The organism is Providencia sp. Marseille-Q8014 (assembly GCF_965112055.1).
Window position 1 is genome coordinate 3,457,271 of record NZ_CBCOPT010000001.1, and the last position, 18,970, is coordinate 3,476,240.

Here is an 18,970-nt window from a genome sequence, read left to right on the forward strand (position 1 = left end):
ATTTCTTTTTCATATTATCCTCTTCGTATTTTGTTCATTTTTATAATATTGTTTTTTAAAAATAGGTTTAATAGAAACTAAGCCACCTAAGTGGCTTAGTGACTAAACACTAGTTGGATTTTTCTCTATAAGCATCTTCATCAAATTCAGTGATATCTAAATCATCACCTACAGTCTGTTGATTCACTTTGACTGGGGTAAATTTATTGATGACCCATAGAATTAACAATGTAAATACGAACGACCATAAACTCGTAAAGACAACAGCAACAAGTTGCTTAACAATTTGCATGCCATTTCCTTCAAGTAAACCAGCAGGTCCTTTAGGGTTCCAAACGGTTGAAGCAAATACCCCGACCAAAATAGAACCCGTGATCCCACCTACACCATGCACACCAAAAACATCAAGTGCATCGTCTAAATGGCGTCTCACTAAGAAAACAAAGAAATAACAAACAAGGCTAGCAATAATACCAATGATTGCCGCTGAGCTGATTGACACATAACCTGAAGCCGGTGTGATCGTTGCTAAACCGGCCACGGCTCCCGTTAAGAAACCAACTAGTTTTGGCTTACCAGTATGCAGACGCTCGATGATAAACCAAGTGACTGCTGCGAAAGCCGCCGCAATATCAGTAGTTAAAAATGCAGAAACCGTTACTGTATTCACTTGCAGCTCAGAACCAGCGTTAAAGCCATACCAACCGAACCACAGTAAAGCAGCACCTAATGCAATATAAGGAATATTATGTGTTCCGTCTGATGGCACCATTCGTTTGCCAACATACAGCGCTGATGCTATAGCAGCAAAACCTGCTGTTGCATGAACAACAATCCCACCCGCAAAGTCAACAACACCCCACTTAGCAAAAAGCCCCTCTGGGCTCCACACCATGTGAACAAATGGACAGTAAACAAATAACGTCCATAAGGTCAAAAAGATCAGGTAAGCAGGAAAGTTAACCCTATTTGCGAAAGCGCCTGTAATTAATGCAGGTGTAATAATGGCAAACATCATCTGATAGCTGAAATGCACCAGTATGGGTAGCCCGCCATCATTTCCTGTATACATCGTTTGAGGACTAATGTTATTTAAAAACGCATAATAAAACGGATCGCCAATGATGCCATTAATCGATGGGCCAAAAGATAATGAATAACCGACAACAAACCAAATAATAGCCACCCATCCCATAGAGAAGAAACTTTGGGACATTATGGTAATAACACTTTTACGAGAAACTAGGCCACCATAAAAAAAAGCCAGTCCTGGAGTCATTAACATAACTAAACTTGTACATAGCAACATAAAGGCTGTATTTGGAACATCCAAAACCGACAATATATTTTCCATAAACATTATCTCATCTGATAGTCATATAAACCTATAAACACTTATTCTTATTAATGTTATAAATAAGCCCATTCTTACAATATTAAATTACTTATATAATAGAATAAGCATAACGATTATCAACATTATTATTAATAAAATATAAATTATTAACATATTCAACTTAAGTGATAATCCAAAATCAACAATCACTATAAACCCTAAATTATATATTTTGAATATACCCACATAAGGCTAGAGAACAATTACATTAATTAAATTAATGACTCGTATTCACTAGATACAAAAAAGACCAATAAAGAACATCCAATTAAGATAATTAATAAACGAATACATCATAATATTGACATTAACCAAATGAAAAATAATTAAAACTTACTCAGCTTCATAAATGAATGATAAATTCACCCCTATAGAATTTCTAATTTTAAAATAGAACGATTCATTCATAATCATTGTCATATATAAACCAACAACGACAATTATGTTTATACATTTAACACACCACGTATTTAAGTTTTAATTAAAAAGAAAAATCACACTCTTTTAATATAAATAAAAAGTATAAACTCACTATTTTTTAATCATTATTATCGAACAGTTAAATACATAGAGAATATTGATTAATTATTGTCTGTATTATAATCTACTTTGCTGCGGAAAATAGACAGCCACCTGAACATTCAAAAACGATTTTGTTCCCTTCTAACGTAACAGGAATAACCTTAACTTTCATTACGCTATCACCTTCAATAATTGTCTCTGCTTTTACACGACGGGCAATAAATCGAATCACCGACAAAGGCTATGCTTTGGGTTTGTTTAGTAAGAAAAGAAGGTTTAAAAGATGGTGCTGTTGACGTTTTAGAAGGCATTGTTAACTCAATTCTTTATCCTATTGATACTGTTATAGGTTTATCGACAGCTATTTCGAATTATGATCAGACTATTGATGCAATTAAAGTTTCAGCAATTCAATGGGATGAGCTGTATGAATATGCGTTAGCTAATGATCCTAATTTGGTAGAGCCAATATTAGGTGCATGACAAGGTAAAATTCTTGGAAATGCAGGTAGGAGCGTCGTAGTTTCTGGAGCAATGGCAAAAACACTTCAGAAGGTTGCTCAATCTAAAAATGAGATAGAAAAGCTTCCTCCTACAGCAACATCGCCATCTGGTACAAAACATCCTTTGCTAGATGATGCAATTCCTCGAAATGGTGATAGAGCTATTGTTAACCAAGGAGTGCTACCTACATGTGGGCATAATTCTTATGGAATGGTTTTAGATACAATGGGTAAACCTGTAAATATAGTAGACTTGATCAATAAAACTCCCTCAGCACCGAGGGGAACAACACCTATGCAAGTCGCTGGAATTTTAAAAGCAGAAGATGTTGAAGCAAGTGCATGGGCTGGTCGTAAAGTTAATGACATATCTCGTTATACTTCGAATGGAGCACCTATTATGGTTAGAATTATAGATAAAAATGATGGGAATATTTTCTTCATATTGTTGTTTTGCTGTTGATAGAGTAGCGAGTAGGAATGGCATCCCTGTTGTCGCAATTAGAGAACCATGGGAAAACACTTTACAGGGGAAGTGATTATTCCTAAAGGATGGCAGAAATGATTTTACAAATCGAATTTCCAGATAATTTATTGTTAAGTCAACTAGAACAGCAAAAAAAAATACCTTGTCACATACAAGTATCTAATAAGTTTGAAGTCGTTTTTGAAATTGAATCAACAAGAATTATTGGAGAAGTGAGCGAATATAATAGAACATTGTTCGAACAAAGAGTTATAGCCAGAGCTGGTGGCAATTATATCTATAATGAGCCATCTTTAATAACATTAAGTCGCGCTAGTAGAGGGATATATAGAGTCGTTGATCTCTGCGTTTTTTATAGCGATTTTGGATGGTGTTCAGTCATTGAAAACGGCGATTACATGGAACCCCACCCATTTTGGGATCATGATGATGAAGATCCAGACTTTAAACCGAGACTGTAATTTAAAAGGCGCTCGAACTGCTAAGATAAGAGGCGCGACTGATAATGTAACTCGTTATTATAAAAATGGAAAATATCTAGATAAAACAGTCGATGGAAAGATAATATCGTTTGGAAAACAATAAAAGGTGAATACGTTATGTGGCATGATTTACATATTACGAATGTGGGTCGGATAAGAAAAACAGTTGCTGAATTCACGGTTACGATGATCCCTATTTTACCTTATTCAAAAATGAAGGTGAAAATTTATGAAAGCCAATCTGGAAATTTCACTGGAATGACTGATTGAGCAATAAAAAGAAAATTTGATGGTTCTCCCGAATGTGCTATTGGGTATGGAGATACTATTGAGGAGGCGTTAGAAGACACGATCCTTTATTTTAATAAAATGCTGAGTCAAGATGGCTTTACTGAATTAACCGAAGATGATATTAGCTACGCAGAGTGGTCTGATTTTTAAATGTATAAAGATCCCAGTTCAGTGCTGGGATCTTCCTTGAAAATCTTACTCCCCCCACTCAGCCGGATAATCAACTGCTAGGCTTGGCAAGTGAGGGGGTAGTGACTGCCTACTTAAAATATCCTACTCATTCAATCAATTACCGATTAAGGTGAGTTGGGATTGAGTTTACCTCGGTTAGGGGTGTCAAACCATCTACAACATTTTCACAAAATGAACTTAGTGTTTTACAACAAAAGCTTAATAAAAATATTGAGATTAAAATAAAAAATAATGTTACTGATCATCGGCGTACAGGTGTCTTTTCAAGTCTTCGCGAATACCGTGGTATATTTCGACCCATTAAATATCGACGCATGAGCCGTCCACACTAAACCCGTTCCCCATAACGCACGCGTGATCGATAAACTCAATGATCACACTTGACGATAATGTCCTGACTGACCCGCAGTATGGCGTAGAATTTATCAATGACTATTGGGTCGTCAATACAAAAACGAATAAAAGCCAATACATTTATTTGGATTACAATACTGGCATTGTCAATTTATCCAAACATGATGCAGGTGTACTGGTGATTTCGAGGGAAGACGAAACGGATCGGCTCACCTCTACTGAAGAGGTCAGCATGGGTGTATTGAATTAGATAATTGAGCCATTCTGCCCCAAAACTTTACCTGACCCAAAATCAGGTAAAAACAAAAAGGAGTTAGGTGATTAACACCTAACTCCTTAATAAATTTGGTGGCCCCTGCTGGACTTGAACCAGCGACCAATCGATTATGAGTCGACTGCTCTAACCAACTGAGCTAAGGGGCCGAAGTGGGAGCGATTATACGTGCTGTTTTCTCTCAGGTCTAGTCTTTAAAAACTGTATGGTGATTTTCTGTCCATCTCCATTAACCGCCTTATTGTTCAGCAACATATCATTATCAAAAACTATCATTCTCAATTAAATCATAGCATTTAGAGGCTGCTCCCAATTCTTTGAAATTGACCATATGAACATATAGATAAGGATCAAAACGACTATCTAATAGCTAGCCAAACACCAAAGTTAATACTAACGCGGTCTCTCCATCTGCCACTGCAAATGTCGTTTGATTGATGGCCATTCAGACATAATAATACTGTAAACGCAGGTATCGCGTAGCTCCCCTGTTCGGGTATAAACATGGCTTCTTAAAATCCCATCCAGTTTTGCGCCAAGCCTTTCAATTGCTCTTCGGCTTTGTTGATTCAAAAAATGCGTTCTGAATTCAACAGCGACACAAGATAAGCTATCAAACGCATGTTGCAGCAATAAAAACTTCGCTTCTGTATTAATAGCCGTTCGTTGCACTTCTTTGCTATACCATGTCGCTCCAATTTCCACACGACGAGTCTCTTGATCAATTTTATTGTAAGAAGTCATCCCAACTGGCTGATTAGAACTTTTATCGATAACGGTAAAAGGCAGCATCTCTTTTTGCTGATAGAGCTTTAAACGACGATCCACATCTTTAGTGACATTTTCTGGCTCGGGTACTGAGGTATACCACAGCTTATGCAGATTATCCCGCTGGATAATTTCCCTAAACTGCTGGTCATATTGATGGGTTAGCAACTCAAGTCTCACGTACTTGCCTTCAAGTTCAATAGCTTGGTGAAGTTCTTTCATAATTAATCCTCTTTATCAGTACGTGACGGAAAAACTAACGACTTATTGGCTAACGACCTTGATAACAAAATTGTTTTACACCTTAAGTATGACAAAAAAATAAAATAACCGTTGCTCAGTCAACTTGTCAGCAATTTACTCATAAATCATATGATAAATATCACATTTTTTTAACATATTTTTCTATTGATAGCCCCATTGAGCTAGAGTTAACTCATCTGACCTGTTACCAAATCCCGCTGGGGAGTATAAATATGAGCAATTTTCCACATCTTTTCACCCCTCTTGATTTGGGGCACACCGTATTAAAAAATCGTATTTTAATGGGATCCATGCATACGGGTCTTGAAGAACATCCTGAAGGAAGCCGCCGTTTAGCTCACTTTTATCGGCTACGGGCAGAAAATGGCGTAAGTCTGATTATTACTGGTGGGATTGCACCGAATCAAGAAGGGGCATTGACTAAACATGGCGCAGTACTCGATAAAACTGAACAGCTCCCTTTCCACCAAGAAATAACCTCAGCGGTACATCGTGCTGACGGTAAAATCGCTCTACAGATCTTACATGCGGGCCGCTATGGCCTACACCCTGATATCGTGGCACCAAGCGCCATTCAAGCAGAAATCATTCCTTTTGCACCGAAAGAACTAACGCCCGAGCAAATCCAGAAAACAATAAGTGATTTTGTCACCACCGCTAAGCTGGCGCAACAAGCTGGTTATGATGGCGTTGAAATTATGGGTTCTGAGGGCTATCTAATTAATCAATTTATTGCAAAACGTACCAATCAGAGGACCGATGAATGGGGTGGTAGCTACGATAATCGGATCCGCTTTCCGCTTGAGATTGTGCGCCAAACTCGCCAAGCGGTAGGAAGCGACTTCATTATTATTTACCGTCTTTCTATGTTAGACCTTGTTGAGGATGGCTCCAATTGGGAAGAAATCGAGCATCTCGCAAAAGCCATTGAGCAGGCCGGTGCAACAATGATTAATACTGGTATCGGCTGGCATGAAGCAAGGGTTCCAACGATTGCCACACAAGTTCCACGGCATGCTTTTAGCTGGGTAACTGAAAAACTAATGGGCAAAGTCGCTATTCCACTGATTACAACCAATAGAATAAATGATCCATTTGTAGCTGAACGGATCCTCGAATCAGGCCAAGCTGACATGGTTTCAATGGCTCGACCATTTCTTGCCGATGAAGCGTTTGTTCGTAAAGCCCAAGAGAATCGAGCCGATGAAATCAACACGTGTATTGGTTGCAATCAAGCTTGCCTTGATCAAATTTTTATTGGCAAACTTGCGACTTGCCTCGTTAATCCACAAGCGGTTAGAGAGCTAGATTTTCCAAATGAAAAAGCAACGCAGATAAAATCGGTTGCCGTTGTCGGTGCAGGTCCCGCGGGGCTTTCATGTGCGATTTATGCAGCCAAACGCGGCCATACAGTCACACTCTTTGAAAAAGCTGATCAAATCGGTGGCCAATTTAACATGGCAAAGCAGATCCCAGGTAAAGAAGAATTTCATGAAACAATCCGTTATTTTTGTCGTCAATTAGAAATATTGAATATTGATGTCAAACTTGAACATCAAGCAAAAGCCAGTGATCTCGTTGGATTTGATAACGTGGTTATCGCGACAGGTGTGGTCCCTCGAACCATTAGTCTAGAAGGAAGAGAGCATCAAAAAGTATTATCTTATATTGATGTTTTAACTGGTAAGCGTTCTGTTGGCCAGTCGGCGGCCATTATTGGAGCCGGAGGTATTGGTTTTGATATTGCCGAATTTTTAAGTCAAAAAGGTGAAAGCAGCAGCTTAAATAGCTCACTATTCAACCAAGAATGGAATATTGACACCCGTATTCATTCTGCGGGAGGGATTTTTAATAGCCGGCCGACCCCAGTACAATCATCTCGCCAACTTTATTTACTGCAACGAAAAAATAGTAAAGTCGGTGCTGGTCTTGGAAAAACAACTGGTTGGGTGCACCGTTTATCATTAATGAAACGCGGGGTGCAGATGTTTAACGGTGTTGAATATATGCGAGTTGATGATGAAGGGCTACATATTCGCTACCAAGACAAATTACATTGCCTTCCCGTTGATAACGTGATTCTTTGTGCTGGCCAAGAACCCTATCATCCGTTGAAAGAGTCGCTTGCAGAGCAAGGTATTCAGGCTTATGTCATTGGTGGTGCCGATGTTGCAGCAGAACTTGATGCAAGAAGAGCGATAGAGCAAGGAATGAAGGTCGCCTACCAGATATAACAAGCGTTATTTGTCATCATGAATAGACAATAAAAACCCGCTATTGAAGCGGGTTTTTATGATTAAATAATGTATTAGTCTTCTTGTGATAATTGCGCTATTGGATCAGCCAGCTTTTCATCTTCAGCTAGGCAAACCGCAGCGGTAAACAAGACATCCGTTGAAGAGTTCAGCGCTGTTTCAGCCGAGTCTTGCAGCACACCAATCATGACACCAACCGCAACCACTTGCATCGCAATTTCGTTTGAAATGCCAAACATGTTACAAGCCAATGGAATAAGTAATAAAGAACCGCCAGCCACACCTGAAGCGCCACACGCACAGACTGCCGCTACTACGCTCAACAACAGAGCCGTTGGAATATCAACAGGGATGCCTAAGGTATGCACAGCAGCGAGTGTCAGTACAGTGATTGTCACTGCTGCACCGCCCATGTTAATCGTCGCTCCTAGCGGAATAGAAACTGAATAAGTGTCTTCATGTAAATTCATACGACGACACATCCCCATATTCACAGGAATATTCGCCGCTGAACTGCGAGTAAAGAAGGCGGTAACACCGCTTTCACGTAAGCATGCAAACACTAATGGATATGGATTGCGTTTAATTTTCCAATAAACTATTAATGGGTTAACAATTAATGCAACGATTAACATACAGCCAATCAATACCGCGAGGACATGGAAGTAACCTTTTAACGTTGCAAATCCAGTGGTTGCAATCGTTGAAGATACTAAGCCAAAAATCCCCAATGGCGCTAAGCGAATGACCACTCTCACTAACTGAGTCACGCTTTCTGAGAAATCTTGGATCATACTTTTCGTCGTGTCATTTGCATGACGTAAAGCAATACCAAGACCAATTGCCCAAGCAAGAATGCCGATATAATTACCTTTAATCAGTGCATCAACGGGGTTGGCAAATATATTGATTAATAACCCTTTAAGTACTTCCCCTATATTCCCCGGTGGCGTCAGTTGTGTATCACCTATCACCAATACCAACTTCGATGGGAACATAAATGAGCCAACCACTGCCACTAATGCCGCAAAGAAGGTACCTAGAATATACAATACTAAAATGGGTCGAATATTAGTTTTTTGCCCCTTACGGTGGTTAGCGATCGATGCCATGACCAATACCCAAACCAATATCGGTGCAACTGCTTTTAACGCACTAACGAATAAATCACCTAATAACCCAACATTTTTAGCGGCTGAAGGCCATAACCACGCCAATAAAATACCCGCAATCAAACCAACGAGTATTTGCTTAACTAAGCTGCCCTTAGTGATAACTTGCCATAACCCTGTTTTGTTCGTTTCCATAGAAGACCTATATTTTATTAATCATTATTAGGAATAAAATGTGTTTGCCTTGCCAGTATAAGGAATAAATACCTTATTAAAAGGCGATTATTTTAAATATAGACAATAATTTATTTTATTTAACAATATATTTACATATCTGTGATCCTAATTGTATTTTGTTTCTTATAGTAGGATCTCAACATTGAAAATGTATGATATTTTTCAGTCTCTTAAATAAAAAAGCACTCGATTTTTTAAGTCGAGTGCTTGAATCCAACTAGGAGTGAAATGTTAGTTTTTCGCTTCGTTTCTCTTATTTACGATCGCATTAATCACTAGTGTGATAATTAAAATAGCCGCGACTGTACCTAACGAAATTGCTGTTGGAATGTGATAAATATCCATTAGCAACATTTTTATGCCGATAAAGGTCAAAATGACAGCTAAGCCATACTTCAACATACTGAATTTCTCAGCTACCCCTGCCAATAAAAAGTACATCGCACGTAAGCCTAAAATCGCAAATAGGTTAGAGGTCAATACAATAAATGGGTCTGTTGTCACCGCAAAAATTGCAGGAATGCTATCAACAGCAAAGATGACGTCACTGATTTCCACGAGGATCAGCACTAAAATCAGTGGGGTCGCGAAAAGTAAGCCATTGCGTTTAATGAAAAATTTCTCGCCGTGCAATTCATCCGTCATACGTAAATGAGAGCGCACCCATTTCACTAATGGCTTATCCGTAATCGGAGAATCATCCTCTTTAGCGAAAGCCATTTTAATCCCTGTAAACAACAAAAACAGGCCAAAAATATATAGAATCCAGCTAAATTGAGAAACTAACCAACTCCCTGCGAAAATCATTATGGTACGTAAAACAATCGCACCCAGTACGCCGTAGACCAACACTCTTCGTTGCAAATTAGCAGGGATCGCAAAATAGCTAAATAACATCAGCCATACAAAAACATTATCAACGGCCAACGCTTTTTCTAACAGATACCCCGTTAAGAAAGCCATGGTCTGGCTATTGGCGAATTCAGGGCTAACCGTATCATTTAAATACCACCAAAAGCCGCCAGCAAAAATTAACGATAGAGTGACCCAAACCGTACTCCAAGCAGCGGCTTGTTTCATCGACATCGCTTGGCCTTTATGTTTACCCTGCCAAAACAGGTCAACAAGTAACATAATGAGTATGATAACGGCGAAACTACCCCATAAAACAGGGTTACCAACAGAGTGCATATTATTTCCTTAATAACAAAAAACGGCTGACATCTTCAGAAGACATCAGCCGCTTAAATGCTTTAACCTAGAGTTATTATCTTTTGGTTGTCAACAATGAGCATACCTCGCCTTCTGGCAAGGTCTCACTTACAACACAATAACCCAAGATTGGAAATCGTGGTGCTCGGTTACCGGGTGCTTTTTATGCACCGTAATGACGATAAACCGACAAGAAGAAGTTACTCCCCTTTGCTATGATGCATAAGATAGGGTAATTAGTCCTAAAAAGCAATAATTAGCAAAGCCTATTTAACGAATAATTTTTCAAATTCCCTTGCACTAGCAAAGCGCTTTTTTTACCATTTTCATCAAAAAATACACTAATAGACGCTATTTTTACGTTATCTATCCCTTATAGTGATAGTCACCAAGAAGGGCCACTAACTCAAAAACTTAAATGAATTCTAAAAATAGAACGAGAATTTGCTGTTTAGTTATTTTTTGTTTTGTTAAAGTGGGCATGCTTTAAACTAACAGCCTGAGGAAATATGACTTTTCTTTTAGGTATTCGCATAATCCATGTCTTCCCTACCCAACAATAAGATTGTTGCTGTTATTGCCGTTTAGGAAACATTAATGGAATTAGTTAAAGAACTATTTTTTGCCCTTTGGCATCAAGACTACGTAACCCTATCCAACCCAGCGTTGGTCTGGGCTATTTATTTTATGTTATTCGCGATTCTTTTTCTTGAGAATGGGGTGCTTCCTGCCGCATTCCTACCAGGTGACAGTTTATTGATCCTCGTTGGTGTTCTCATAGCAAAAGGAACACTAAGCTACCCGTTAACGATTGTCATTTTGACAGCAGGAGCTAGCCTTGGCTGTTGGGTTGGTTATATTCAAGGTCGATGGCTTGGCAACACCAAACTCGTTAAGGGTTGGCTAGCGCATCTCCCTGAGCATTATCACCAACGTGCATATGGTTTATTCCATCGTCACGGTCTGGCTGCATTATTAATTGGCCGCTTTCTTGCTTTTGTTAGAACACTGCTACCAACAATTGCTGGGCTCGCGGGACTGCAAAATGGTCGCTTTCAAGTCTTTAACTGGTTAAGTGGCCTACTTTGGGTATTAATCCTGACAGCCATCGGTTTTGGTTTCGGGAAGAGCCCAATATTTCTTCAGTATGAACATCATATTATGAACGTGTTGATGCTAATCCCTGTAGGCCTCCTTATCATTGGCCTGATTGGCAGCATTGCAGTGGTGATTAAGAAAAAGCTTTCCACAAAAAAAGCGAACTAACCGATGAGAGGCTCTATAAGCCTCTCATGTTTCTCTTACCTTCCCGATAACTCACTATTGAATAATCTATTTTTGATGAATTCTGCTTTTTATTTTACATAACTTTTACATTATTTTTTCTTATTTAAAATCGCACACTCTTTTACATTAATTTAATCAATAATTAGCCTATTAGTCATTGCACTTACTGTAAAAATAGCTATTGTTAATAACTACAATTTATATTTTTTCTATTGATAGGAGGTTCCATTATGTCATCGAACAATTCATCAGAAGATCTACGCGCAGAACTAAAATCACTGGCTGACTCTCTCGAAGCGATGCTTAACGATACTGGAAACAAATCGAAAGAAGAAATAGACAGCCTAAAACAAAAAGCTCAGGACGCTCTATATACTTCACGCGCTAAACTAAACCAAGCAAGTGAAAAAATTACAGAGCAGACCAAAGAAATTGCAGGCCGAGCAGATAACTATGTCCGTGAAAATCCATGGACGGGTATTGGCATTGGTGCTGCCGTTGGTGTCGTTCTAGGCGTACTACTCGCTAAGCGTTAATTTGTATGGAACAACAAGAGCGTCAGGGCCCCGGTAAAGGGGTCCTTAACACACTACAACGTATCGCAGGCATTGCGGTACAAATGGTTGAGACTCGCATCCAGTTAATTGCCGTTGAATTAGAGGAAGAAAAAGCCACACTGATTCAACTTATTTTAATGGCGGGTATCACCCTACTCTTCACTGCATTCGGTTTAATGTGCCTTATCGGCTTAATTTTTTGGTCAGTTGATCCGATTTATCGCTATCAAGCTCTTGCTATTACGACCGGAGTTCTCATATTGCTCGCCATCACTGGCGCCATTTGGACGCTAAAAAAAGCAAGGCAGTCGACTTTATTAGGTGCAACCCGAGAACAGTTGAAGGAAGATTCGAAGGCACTAACGAGCGCAGAAGATGAACAAAAATAAGCGACAATCAGTGGCTGAAAAAAAACAACGCTTGATCAAGCAAATTGAACAGCAGCGTCATCAGCTATCTATGGCGTCAAAGGAATGGCTGGAAGTCACTGAACCTTACGATCGGTCGTGGCAAATTTTTGTCTCTTTTCGCCCTATTTTCATTGCTGCCGCTGGTTTGATATCTATTTATACCCTAAAGCAACCTAAGCGGATCTTCTCTCTAGGAAAAAAAGCACTAACAACATGGGGATTAGTGCGCTCTATCCAGAATGCGGTAAATATAAGTAAAAAATAATCTTTTTCCTCTCTAAACCTGAAGTAACCTCTTTCAGGTTTTTCTTCACTCGTCTCTTATTCAAATTTTTTGCCCATCTTTGTTAATAACCTTTGCTTTTTATTGAATCTACAAATAACTAATATAGCCACATCAAATGATTTCTAATCATTTAGTGCTAAAAAAAACAATATATCGCGATAAAAGTCGCATTTTATTGATATTTGCTGACCCTCGTTAGCTGGAGAATCTTAATGAAAAATTTAGAAAGTAGCGTGTTATTACTCGCTCGAATTATGATGCCAATTCTGTTTATCGTCGCTGGGTATGGCAAATTAGGTGATGCTTACGCAGGTACTCAACAATATATGCAAGCGATGGGCGTTCCAGGATTTTTACTGCCTCTAACGATTTTATTAGAGCTTGGGGGTGGACTCGCTGTTCTGTTTGGTTTTCTGACAAGAACAGTGGCTATTTTTACTGCGATTTTTTGTGTATTAACATCGCTGCTTTTCCATATTGATTTCAGTGTAGCGCCTAATAGCTTGATGTTTATGAAAAATATGACCATCGCTGGCGGCTATTTATTACTAGCAGTCACAGGCCCTGGTAAATTGAGCATTGACCACTTACTCAATAAAAAGTGGTAATAAACGTCTTTTTCATCATTAGCCTTATCTTAGCTTGATAACCGACTTTGGTTTGCACCTCTATATATCTTGTATAGAGGTGCTTTTTTATTCGTTATTTATTAACAAATAATTTAGGTATTTCTCGTAAGCACCAAGATTTTGCTTCTCCCATGCTATCTCGGCGCCATGCCATAATAATATTCGTTTGATGGCTATATTCCGCACTAACAACGCGTAAACGTCCTTCACGTATATCCTGTTCAACCATAGGATATGGCATCGTTGCCACGCCTAATCCAGCCAATAAAGCATTACGCTTATCTTCGATCGTTGATACCGTTAATCTTTGCTGTTTATCTAATAGTTGCACAGTGATAACAGGACGCTCCCGTGCTGTATCAGCAACAGCAATCCCCCTATATTTAATGCGAGTTGTATCCGAAAGCGGTTCTGGTTCTTGATGAATCGGGTGTTCTGGACTAGCCACATATACATGGTTAATGCTGTATAAGGATTTAGAGTTAATTTCAGACGATGAGCGAAAATGCATATCTGGAGCGATGACAATATCAGCTTTACCACTCTCAAGCCGCTCCCACGCTCCCGCGAGTACTTCCGTTAAAATAGAAAGTTGCGTGTCTGATTTTTCTGCTAACTTATCAACCAAGGGGAATAAGTAGTATGCAGGTATTAATGCTTCACATACAATTGTCAGGTGAGTTTCCCAGCCTTTAGCCAGCGCTTCAGCATCGGAGGTTAGCTTTTCCGCGGCTTCAAGTAATACTCTGCCTCGCTCTAACAGCATTCTGCCAACGTTAGTGAATTTCGTTCTATGCCCTGAACGATCAAATAGAATAACATCTAATTCTTCTTCTAATTTTTGCATCGTATAGCTGAGCGCCGAGGGCACTCGACCCAATTCGTCAGCAGCAGCAGCGAAACTACCACGCCGGTCGATTGCATCCATCACCCTTAATGATTCAAGTGTTAATGCTCTCTCTTTACTCATGGAATATCTCTTTCAGTAAATTTGAATGAAGTAAACAGATTAACTGGCTAACAATTCAACGTCCAGCTATTTATTATAACAATATAAATTTTTGTATATTTTTGTCGATTGAAGGAGGGTTAGCCACCATGATGACATTAAGACAAGTAAAACACTGTGGTAAGGCTGACTATGGTTGGTTACAAGCGCGTTACGCGTTTTCCTTCGGCCATTACTTTGATCCTGATTTTATGGGATTTAAGACATTAAGAGTACTTAATCAGGAAGTTATCGCACCTGAGAGTGCTTTTCAGCCTAAAACCTACCCACATGTGGATATTCTTAATTTTGTATTACAAGGCAGTGCAGAGTATCGCGATAGTTTAGGAAATAAAATTGAAGTCAGTGAAGGTGAATGTATCCGCTTCTCACCACGCCCTGATTTAAGTTACAGCGAACACAATATGTGTTCACATAAACCCTTAACACGCCTACAGTTGTGGTTAAATGCTTGCCCGCAACAAGAGTATTATCCGACTCAAAAGATCAGTTTACCAACAGAAAGTAACATGTTAGTCGCCTCACCCGATGGGGTAAATGGCAGTATTCAATTACGTCAACAAATTTGGGTTACACAGCTTAATGTCACGTCAGATAATCCACAACACATTCAGTTGAGGGGAAAAAATGCTTATCTCCAATCTATTCACGGTGGAGCTCGCCTACAAGGTAGTAGTGGTAACACAATAGAAATGAGTTGCAATGATGGCGTTTTCATTCAGGACGAAAATACGTTAACACTCTCATCAGTAAAATCAATGCGCGCTTTACTTATTGATATTGGTGAATAACCTTTGAAGGGCCAACTTTCTTTTTTGGCCCCTCAAAAAATGCCTTCCTCCTAAAAATCCTCTTTTTTTGCGAAGATATTCTCAAATTTATGATCTTCCATACTCCGCATGTTGATAGCCTTATGATAGAGTCCAAGCAATAGTCAGCCAAAATAGAGTGGGTATTTTGGTTATTAAGCTTATTATTTTAGGTCTAGAAGGTATTTTTGTGGCTTTATTCACTCAGCAGCGACTTAATCAAATTTTTGCAAGTATACTCGAAGAGGTTGTCCCTCAAGATGAGCTCGCAAAGCGTTTTTCTGTTTCAACACGGACGATACGCTCTGATATCAATGAAATAAATGAGCTAATACAAAACTACAGTGCCCATATTCTCTATGAGCGAGGCCGTGGCTATCGCTTAAAAATCGATGATGAAGGGCTTTTTGCTAAACTGACCCAACAAACTCAAGTCGAAAATAGTATCCCTCGGACAAGTAAAGAGCGTGTCGATGCCTTACTGCTAAAACTATTAATGCTGTCTTTGCCAGTAAAATTGGATGATATTGCCGAAGAGTGGTTTATTAGCCGTGGAACCCTGCAACAAGACATGAGCATTGTCAGAGAACATTTGCAGAAATATCAGATCTTATTAGAAAGCATTCCACATCAAGGAATCCGTTTAAACGGAAGCGAATGGGCTATTCGGGCCTGTATGACAGAAACCCTTTGGCGACGTTTTTCATTGCAAATCAATCAGGACTTATCCATTTTTCAGCCTGAGTGTTTAGATAACCTCGATTTAACCTATATCGATAAGGTTCTTCATAACAGCATGAACCGTTTCGATGTTCGCTTAAGTAATGAGGGGCACTTATATTTGGTTTTCAACTGTGCTGTGACGATCTTACGTATTACTCGTGGTCATGAATTAACATCTACGGTGAAAAACCATGATAGTGAAGAGACGCTACGTAAAGCCTGTGAAGAAGTCTCTAAAGGATTGATCTATTTTCTTGGAAACGACTTATCCAGTGCAGAGCTGAGTTACCTACATGATCAAATCATCGCCCAGCGGATCAGTCATCAAGATGCCGCTCAGCAAAAAAGTGCTAATCACAATGAATTGGTTGAATATATTCTTAATTATATTAACGAATTGTATAACTATGACCTACGCAGTGATGAAAAGCTGAAAAAGGATCTCAATACTCACATCGCTGCATTAATGACACGGCTTCAATATCACATTATTACCCCTAATCCATTATTAAGTGATATAAAACAATATTATCCCTTTGCATATGATGTCACTCTCAGCGCACTCACCAGTGCCAGTAAGCAATTACTGCCTTACCCCATCAATGAAGATGAACTTGGCTATCTTGCGGTGCATATCGGCGTCAGTCTAGAAAGGAATTATGGTGCAGGGTCAATTCGTCAAACAGAAGTGCTTGTCGTCACCGATGCTGGAAATTCAACATTTCGAGTTGTTGAATCAAAGATCATGCGTGAGTTTCCACAACTCAAATTTAGCCGAGGACTAACACTGCAAGAATATGAGTCGTTAGATGAGGTCGAGGAAGACTTTGTGATCACCACAGTGCGTATTTCGGAAAAGAATAAGCCTGTCATAAAAATAGCCCCTTTCCCGACGCCTTATCAATTAGAACAAGTCGGTAAATTGGCAATGATGGATCAAACTCGTCCTTATATTATTGAACGCTTCTTTGATGAACGTTACTTTATGGTGATTAATGACAAGATCAGCCAAGAAACTTTATTCCAAACCGTTTGCCATAAATTACAACAAGATGGCTATGTCACTGCTGATTTCTATCCCTCATTACAAGAACGTGAATCGATTGTTTCTACTTTGCTTGGTGAAGGAATTGCATTACCCCACTCTTTAGGTTTACTGGCAAATAAAACGGTGGTTGTCACCATTGTCGCCCCCAAAGGTATTGAATGGAATAGAGAGACGAAAGAAAACGCGTACGTGATTTTCCTGCTGGCAATCAGTAAAGCTGACTATGAAGAAGCCATGGCGATCTACGACCTGTTTGTCACGTTTGTGAAAGAAAAAACCACCCGTAGACTTATCACTGTTAAGAATTTCAATGAGTTCCAAGTCATTGCTAAGGACAGCCTAGCGCGAATATAGGGGTTAAAAATTCAGTCGAAATAAATCATTTAAGCAAGAAATACACAAAAGATGGCCATTAATAAACGTAGAGGTCATACCCAAGGACTGAAAACTCTAGCAATATGATATTACTTCAGTTTAATAGAAGTATTAATATGGCTGAACGTCCGAATGCTTCTTGGGTAAAGCAAATAGATTTAAGAGTACGGCAGAACGACAAGTGTTATAACAATCACACTAAATTACGATTATTCTACGCGTAGACAGCACATAAAAATTAAGGCATGACTCAATCCACGGTGAAAAATATGTTTAACCTCAACTAAGAGAGAGACCTTGATAAACAATATAAAACATTTCAATTTACAGCCGATTGCAAACAAAATAAGTTCATAAGGGTTTTTGTGGTCTATTGATTGAAATAAGACTGACCCCTTACTCATAAATAATAGAAAATGGTGGGGCTAGCTTTAACGTTTACAATTATCTAGCGGATTATTAGCTAAACCAACCATCATTCTTTCCTATGGATGTAAAGACAGCCTAGATAAATACAGGTCGACTCAAGTTATTATGAATTCATCAACAATCAATTTTAATTACTAACCATGAATATCATCATCATCAAATAACCTATTGCTTCTATACCTTAGCATGATGAATTTATCCTTCTGGAAAGATCTTTTGAGTCAAACCTACACTTCCACTTATTATTGGAAAAATCGCTATTCCGGCATTTTGCGTGATCATGACCGCAAATCCATCATTTTATTTATCACCAAAATCGCCTTTTTGTTGTGCCATATTCGTAAGTGGAAATGCAAAATGACCTTTAGCGCCTATTTCCACTTTTTCATTTCCACTTCTTTTTTAATCACAATGCCTATTTTCCATCACTAGCAGAAAATCATTAATAGGTTGAATTTTAATACATTAATGTAGCTCCCTACTTAAGACTACTTATTTTCAATACTCGAAAAAAGTCTAAGTTTCCATTTAATTTCCGATTAGCTCGGATTTCATACACAAAAGCACGTTATATCCTTCCAATTAATTTCCACTTACAAGTGGAAATTCAATGTCTGCACAAGTTCTCTTGAAGCGACTAAGGTATTTATCATAAAGGAACAAAGCAGTTTAATTGCATTATTACCTTGGATTTTAAACAGTTATGAGTGAATCAGTTGTCGTTTTTAAGATGTCGGAAAATAACCTCGATATCGATGAGGTAACACAAGAACTGCTGGCCGTCATTAGTGGCTGGCTTAAACAGGAAAATTGCTACACCACGGATGTACAACAACAGATGTTGGAGTCTCATCTTAGAGCCATGGTGGTTAGAGCTAAAACGGGTGAAGCCTTACCTGAAGTCGATATCAGCCTATTTGATGAGATTTCAGAACACTCGATTGCTTTATCGCAACGTGTTGTCGATACCCTACCAGGGCTCGCGCCAGAAGAGACATTTTTACTCTCTGTTCACTTTGAAGTTATCCGTTCGAATGATTAATTTTTGAGGAATATCAC

The 18,970-nt window shown here is 38.9% G+C and carries 20 protein-coding genes and 1 tRNA gene; 14 read left to right on the top strand and 7 right to left on the bottom strand.

Annotated features, from left to right (window positions below; genetic code table 11):
- Positions 1-109: 109 nt before the first annotated feature.
- On the bottom strand, positions 110-1,354 hold the full coding sequence (locus tag ACWPW6_RS15330; protein ID WP_163862955.1) for an ammonium transporter: 1,245 nt from the start codon (positions 1,352-1,354) through the stop codon (positions 110-112).
- Positions 1,355-2,000: 646 nt separating this feature from the next.
- Positions 2,001-2,156 carry a hypothetical protein gene (locus ACWPW6_RS15335; protein ID WP_163862957.1) on the bottom strand — a complete coding sequence of 52 codons (156 nt, stop codon included), beginning with the start codon at positions 2,154-2,156 and terminating at the stop codon, positions 2,001-2,003.
- A gap of 5 nt (positions 2,157-2,161) precedes the next feature.
- Between ACWPW6_RS15335 and ACWPW6_RS15340 the strand changes: the two genes are divergently transcribed.
- The 5 genes from ACWPW6_RS15340 to ACWPW6_RS15360 all read left to right on the top strand — a co-directional run bounded on the left by ACWPW6_RS15340 (position 2,162) and on the right by ACWPW6_RS15360 (position 4,477).
- Positions 2,162-2,401 carry a hypothetical protein gene (locus ACWPW6_RS15340; protein ID WP_196713609.1) on the top strand — a complete coding sequence of 80 codons (240 nt, stop codon included), beginning with the start codon at positions 2,162-2,164 and terminating at the stop codon, positions 2,399-2,401.
- 51 nt (positions 2,402-2,452) lie between these two features.
- A complete protein-coding gene (locus ACWPW6_RS15345; protein ID WP_163862961.1) occupies positions 2,453-2,884 on the top strand; it encodes a hypothetical protein in 432 nt (143 codons plus the stop codon).
- A gap of 98 nt (positions 2,885-2,982) precedes the next feature.
- Complete coding sequence (locus ACWPW6_RS15350) at positions 2,983-3,369, top strand: hypothetical protein (protein ID WP_196713610.1); 387 nt, start codon at positions 2,983-2,985, stop codon at positions 3,367-3,369.
- A 138-nt stretch (positions 3,370-3,507) separates the two neighbouring features.
- Entirely contained in the window at positions 3,508-3,660 is a 153-nt protein-coding gene (locus tag ACWPW6_RS15355; protein WP_196713611.1) for a hypothetical protein, read from the top strand.
- Between the two features lie 583 nt (positions 3,661-4,243).
- Complete coding sequence (locus ACWPW6_RS15360; protein WP_196713612.1) at positions 4,244-4,477, top strand: hypothetical protein; 234 nt, start codon at positions 4,244-4,246, stop codon at positions 4,475-4,477.
- Positions 4,478-4,573: 96 nt separating this feature from the next.
- Here the strand turns inward: ACWPW6_RS15360 and ACWPW6_RS15365 are convergent.
- A tRNA-Ile gene (locus ACWPW6_RS15365) sits at positions 4,574-4,650 on the bottom strand.
- Between the two features lie 244 nt (positions 4,651-4,894).
- Positions 4,895-5,491, bottom strand: coding sequence for a GNAT family N-acetyltransferase (locus ACWPW6_RS15370; RefSeq protein WP_154622942.1), 597 nt, complete (start codon positions 5,489-5,491; stop codon positions 4,895-4,897).
- 254 nt (positions 5,492-5,745) lie between these two features.
- Here ACWPW6_RS15370 and ACWPW6_RS15375 point away from each other — a divergent pair, with 254 nt between their 5' ends.
- Positions 5,746-7,767, top strand: a complete 2,022-nt coding sequence (locus ACWPW6_RS15375) for an NADPH-dependent 2,4-dienoyl-CoA reductase (protein ID WP_154622943.1) — start codon at positions 5,746-5,748, stop codon at positions 7,765-7,767.
- Between the two features lie 74 nt (positions 7,768-7,841).
- On the opposite strand, the gene sstT is transcribed toward ACWPW6_RS15375, so the two are convergent.
- Entirely contained in the window at positions 7,842-9,095 is a 1,254-nt protein-coding gene (gene sstT, locus ACWPW6_RS15380; protein ID WP_196713613.1) for a serine/threonine transporter SstT, read from the bottom strand.
- A gap of 273 nt (positions 9,096-9,368) precedes the next feature.
- Entirely contained in the window at positions 9,369-10,328 is a 960-nt protein-coding gene (locus ACWPW6_RS15385; protein WP_154622016.1) for a TerC family protein, read from the bottom strand.
- A gap of 618 nt (positions 10,329-10,946) precedes the next feature.
- On the opposite strand from ACWPW6_RS15385, the gene ACWPW6_RS15390 reads away from it, so the two are divergent.
- The 5 genes from ACWPW6_RS15390 (at position 10,947) to ACWPW6_RS15410 (ending at position 13,497) form a co-directional block, all read left to right on the top strand.
- A complete protein-coding gene (locus tag ACWPW6_RS15390) occupies positions 10,947-11,615 on the top strand; it encodes a DedA family protein (protein WP_154622015.1) in 669 nt (222 codons plus the stop codon).
- A 251-nt stretch (positions 11,616-11,866) separates the two neighbouring features.
- On the top strand, positions 11,867-12,172 hold the full coding sequence (locus ACWPW6_RS15395; protein ID WP_154622014.1) for a DUF883 family protein: 306 nt from the start codon (positions 11,867-11,869) through the stop codon (positions 12,170-12,172).
- A 5-nt stretch (positions 12,173-12,177) separates the two neighbouring features.
- The gene (locus ACWPW6_RS15400; RefSeq protein WP_154622013.1) at positions 12,178-12,582 is read left to right on the top strand and encodes a phage holin family protein; all 405 of its coding nucleotides are present in this window, start codon (positions 12,178-12,180) and stop codon (positions 12,580-12,582) included.
- Positions 12,569-12,868, top strand: a complete 300-nt coding sequence (locus ACWPW6_RS15405) for a YqjK-like family protein (RefSeq protein ID WP_163862971.1) — start codon at positions 12,569-12,571, stop codon at positions 12,866-12,868. The genes ACWPW6_RS15400 and ACWPW6_RS15405 overlap by 14 nt, the downstream gene beginning before the upstream one ends.
- 233 nt (positions 12,869-13,101) lie before the next feature.
- On the top strand, positions 13,102-13,497 hold the full coding sequence (locus tag ACWPW6_RS15410) for a DoxX family protein (RefSeq protein WP_154622011.1): 396 nt from the start codon (positions 13,102-13,104) through the stop codon (positions 13,495-13,497).
- Between the two features lie 94 nt (positions 13,498-13,591).
- Here ACWPW6_RS15410 and ACWPW6_RS15415 read toward each other — a convergent pair whose 3' ends face one another.
- On the bottom strand, positions 13,592-14,488 hold the full coding sequence (locus ACWPW6_RS15415; protein ID WP_154622010.1) for a LysR family transcriptional regulator: 897 nt from the start codon (positions 14,486-14,488) through the stop codon (positions 13,592-13,594).
- Between the two features lie 128 nt (positions 14,489-14,616).
- On the opposite strand from ACWPW6_RS15415, the gene ACWPW6_RS15420 reads away from it, so the two are divergent.
- The 3 genes from ACWPW6_RS15420 to ACWPW6_RS15430 all read left to right on the top strand — a co-directional run bounded on the left by ACWPW6_RS15420 (position 14,617) and on the right by ACWPW6_RS15430 (position 18,953).
- The gene (locus tag ACWPW6_RS15420; RefSeq protein ID WP_247047011.1) at positions 14,617-15,318 is read left to right on the top strand and encodes a pirin family protein; all 702 of its coding nucleotides are present in this window, start codon (positions 14,617-14,619) and stop codon (positions 15,316-15,318) included.
- A gap of 208 nt (positions 15,319-15,526) precedes the next feature.
- Complete coding sequence (locus ACWPW6_RS15425) at positions 15,527-17,461, top strand: BglG family transcription antiterminator (protein WP_196713616.1); 1,935 nt, start codon at positions 15,527-15,529, stop codon at positions 17,459-17,461.
- A gap of 1,153 nt (positions 17,462-18,614) precedes the next feature.
- Positions 18,615-18,953, top strand: coding sequence for a transcriptional antiterminator (locus ACWPW6_RS15430; RefSeq protein ID WP_163862981.1), 339 nt, complete (start codon positions 18,615-18,617; stop codon positions 18,951-18,953).
- The last annotated feature ends 17 nt before the right edge of the window (positions 18,954-18,970 follow it).

Bases quoted from the DNA above. Each gene is read 5' to 3' on its own strand.
- ACWPW6_RS15345 (WP_163862961.1), top strand. From the start codon at position 2,453: ATGGCAAAAACACTTCAGAAGGTTGCTCAATCTAAAAATGAGATAGAA.
- ACWPW6_RS15375 (WP_154622943.1), top strand. From the start codon at position 5,746: ATGAGCAATTTTCCACATCTTTTCACCCCTCTTGATTTGGGGCACACC.
- ACWPW6_RS15410 (WP_154622011.1), top strand. From the start codon at position 13,102: ATGAAAAATTTAGAAAGTAGCGTGTTATTACTCGCTCGAATTATGATG.
- ACWPW6_RS15420 (WP_247047011.1), top strand. From the start codon at position 14,617: ATGATGACATTAAGACAAGTAAAACACTGTGGTAAGGCTGACTATGGT.
- ACWPW6_RS15340 (WP_196713609.1), top strand. From the start codon at position 2,162: ATGCTTTGGGTTTGTTTAGTAAGAAAAGAAGGTTTAAAAGATGGTGCT.
- sstT (WP_196713613.1), bottom strand. From the start codon at position 9,095: ATGGAAACGAACAAAACAGGGTTATGGCAAGTTATCACTAAGGGCAGC.
- ACWPW6_RS15350 (WP_196713610.1), top strand. From the start codon at position 2,983: ATGATTTTACAAATCGAATTTCCAGATAATTTATTGTTAAGTCAACTA.
- ACWPW6_RS15360 (WP_196713612.1), top strand. From the start codon at position 4,244: ATGATCACACTTGACGATAATGTCCTGACTGACCCGCAGTATGGCGTA.
- ACWPW6_RS15395 (WP_154622014.1), top strand. From the start codon at position 11,867: ATGTCATCGAACAATTCATCAGAAGATCTACGCGCAGAACTAAAATCA.
- ACWPW6_RS15405 (WP_163862971.1), top strand. From the start codon at position 12,569: ATGAACAAAAATAAGCGACAATCAGTGGCTGAAAAAAAACAACGCTTG.
- ACWPW6_RS15330 (WP_163862955.1), bottom strand. From the start codon at position 1,354: ATGGAAAATATATTGTCGGTTTTGGATGTTCCAAATACAGCCTTTATG.
- ACWPW6_RS15400 (WP_154622013.1), top strand. From the start codon at position 12,178: ATGGAACAACAAGAGCGTCAGGGCCCCGGTAAAGGGGTCCTTAACACA.
- ACWPW6_RS15430 (WP_163862981.1), top strand. From the start codon at position 18,615: ATGAGTGAATCAGTTGTCGTTTTTAAGATGTCGGAAAATAACCTCGAT.
- ACWPW6_RS15385 (WP_154622016.1), bottom strand. From the start codon at position 10,328: ATGCACTCTGTTGGTAACCCTGTTTTATGGGGTAGTTTCGCCGTTATC.
- ACWPW6_RS15390 (WP_154622015.1), top strand. From the start codon at position 10,947: ATGGAATTAGTTAAAGAACTATTTTTTGCCCTTTGGCATCAAGACTAC.
- ACWPW6_RS15415 (WP_154622010.1), bottom strand. From the start codon at position 14,488: ATGAGTAAAGAGAGAGCATTAACACTTGAATCATTAAGGGTGATGGAT.
- ACWPW6_RS15355 (WP_196713611.1), top strand. From the start codon at position 3,508: ATGTGGCATGATTTACATATTACGAATGTGGGTCGGATAAGAAAAACA.
- ACWPW6_RS15370 (WP_154622942.1), bottom strand. From the start codon at position 5,491: ATGAAAGAACTTCACCAAGCTATTGAACTTGAAGGCAAGTACGTGAGA.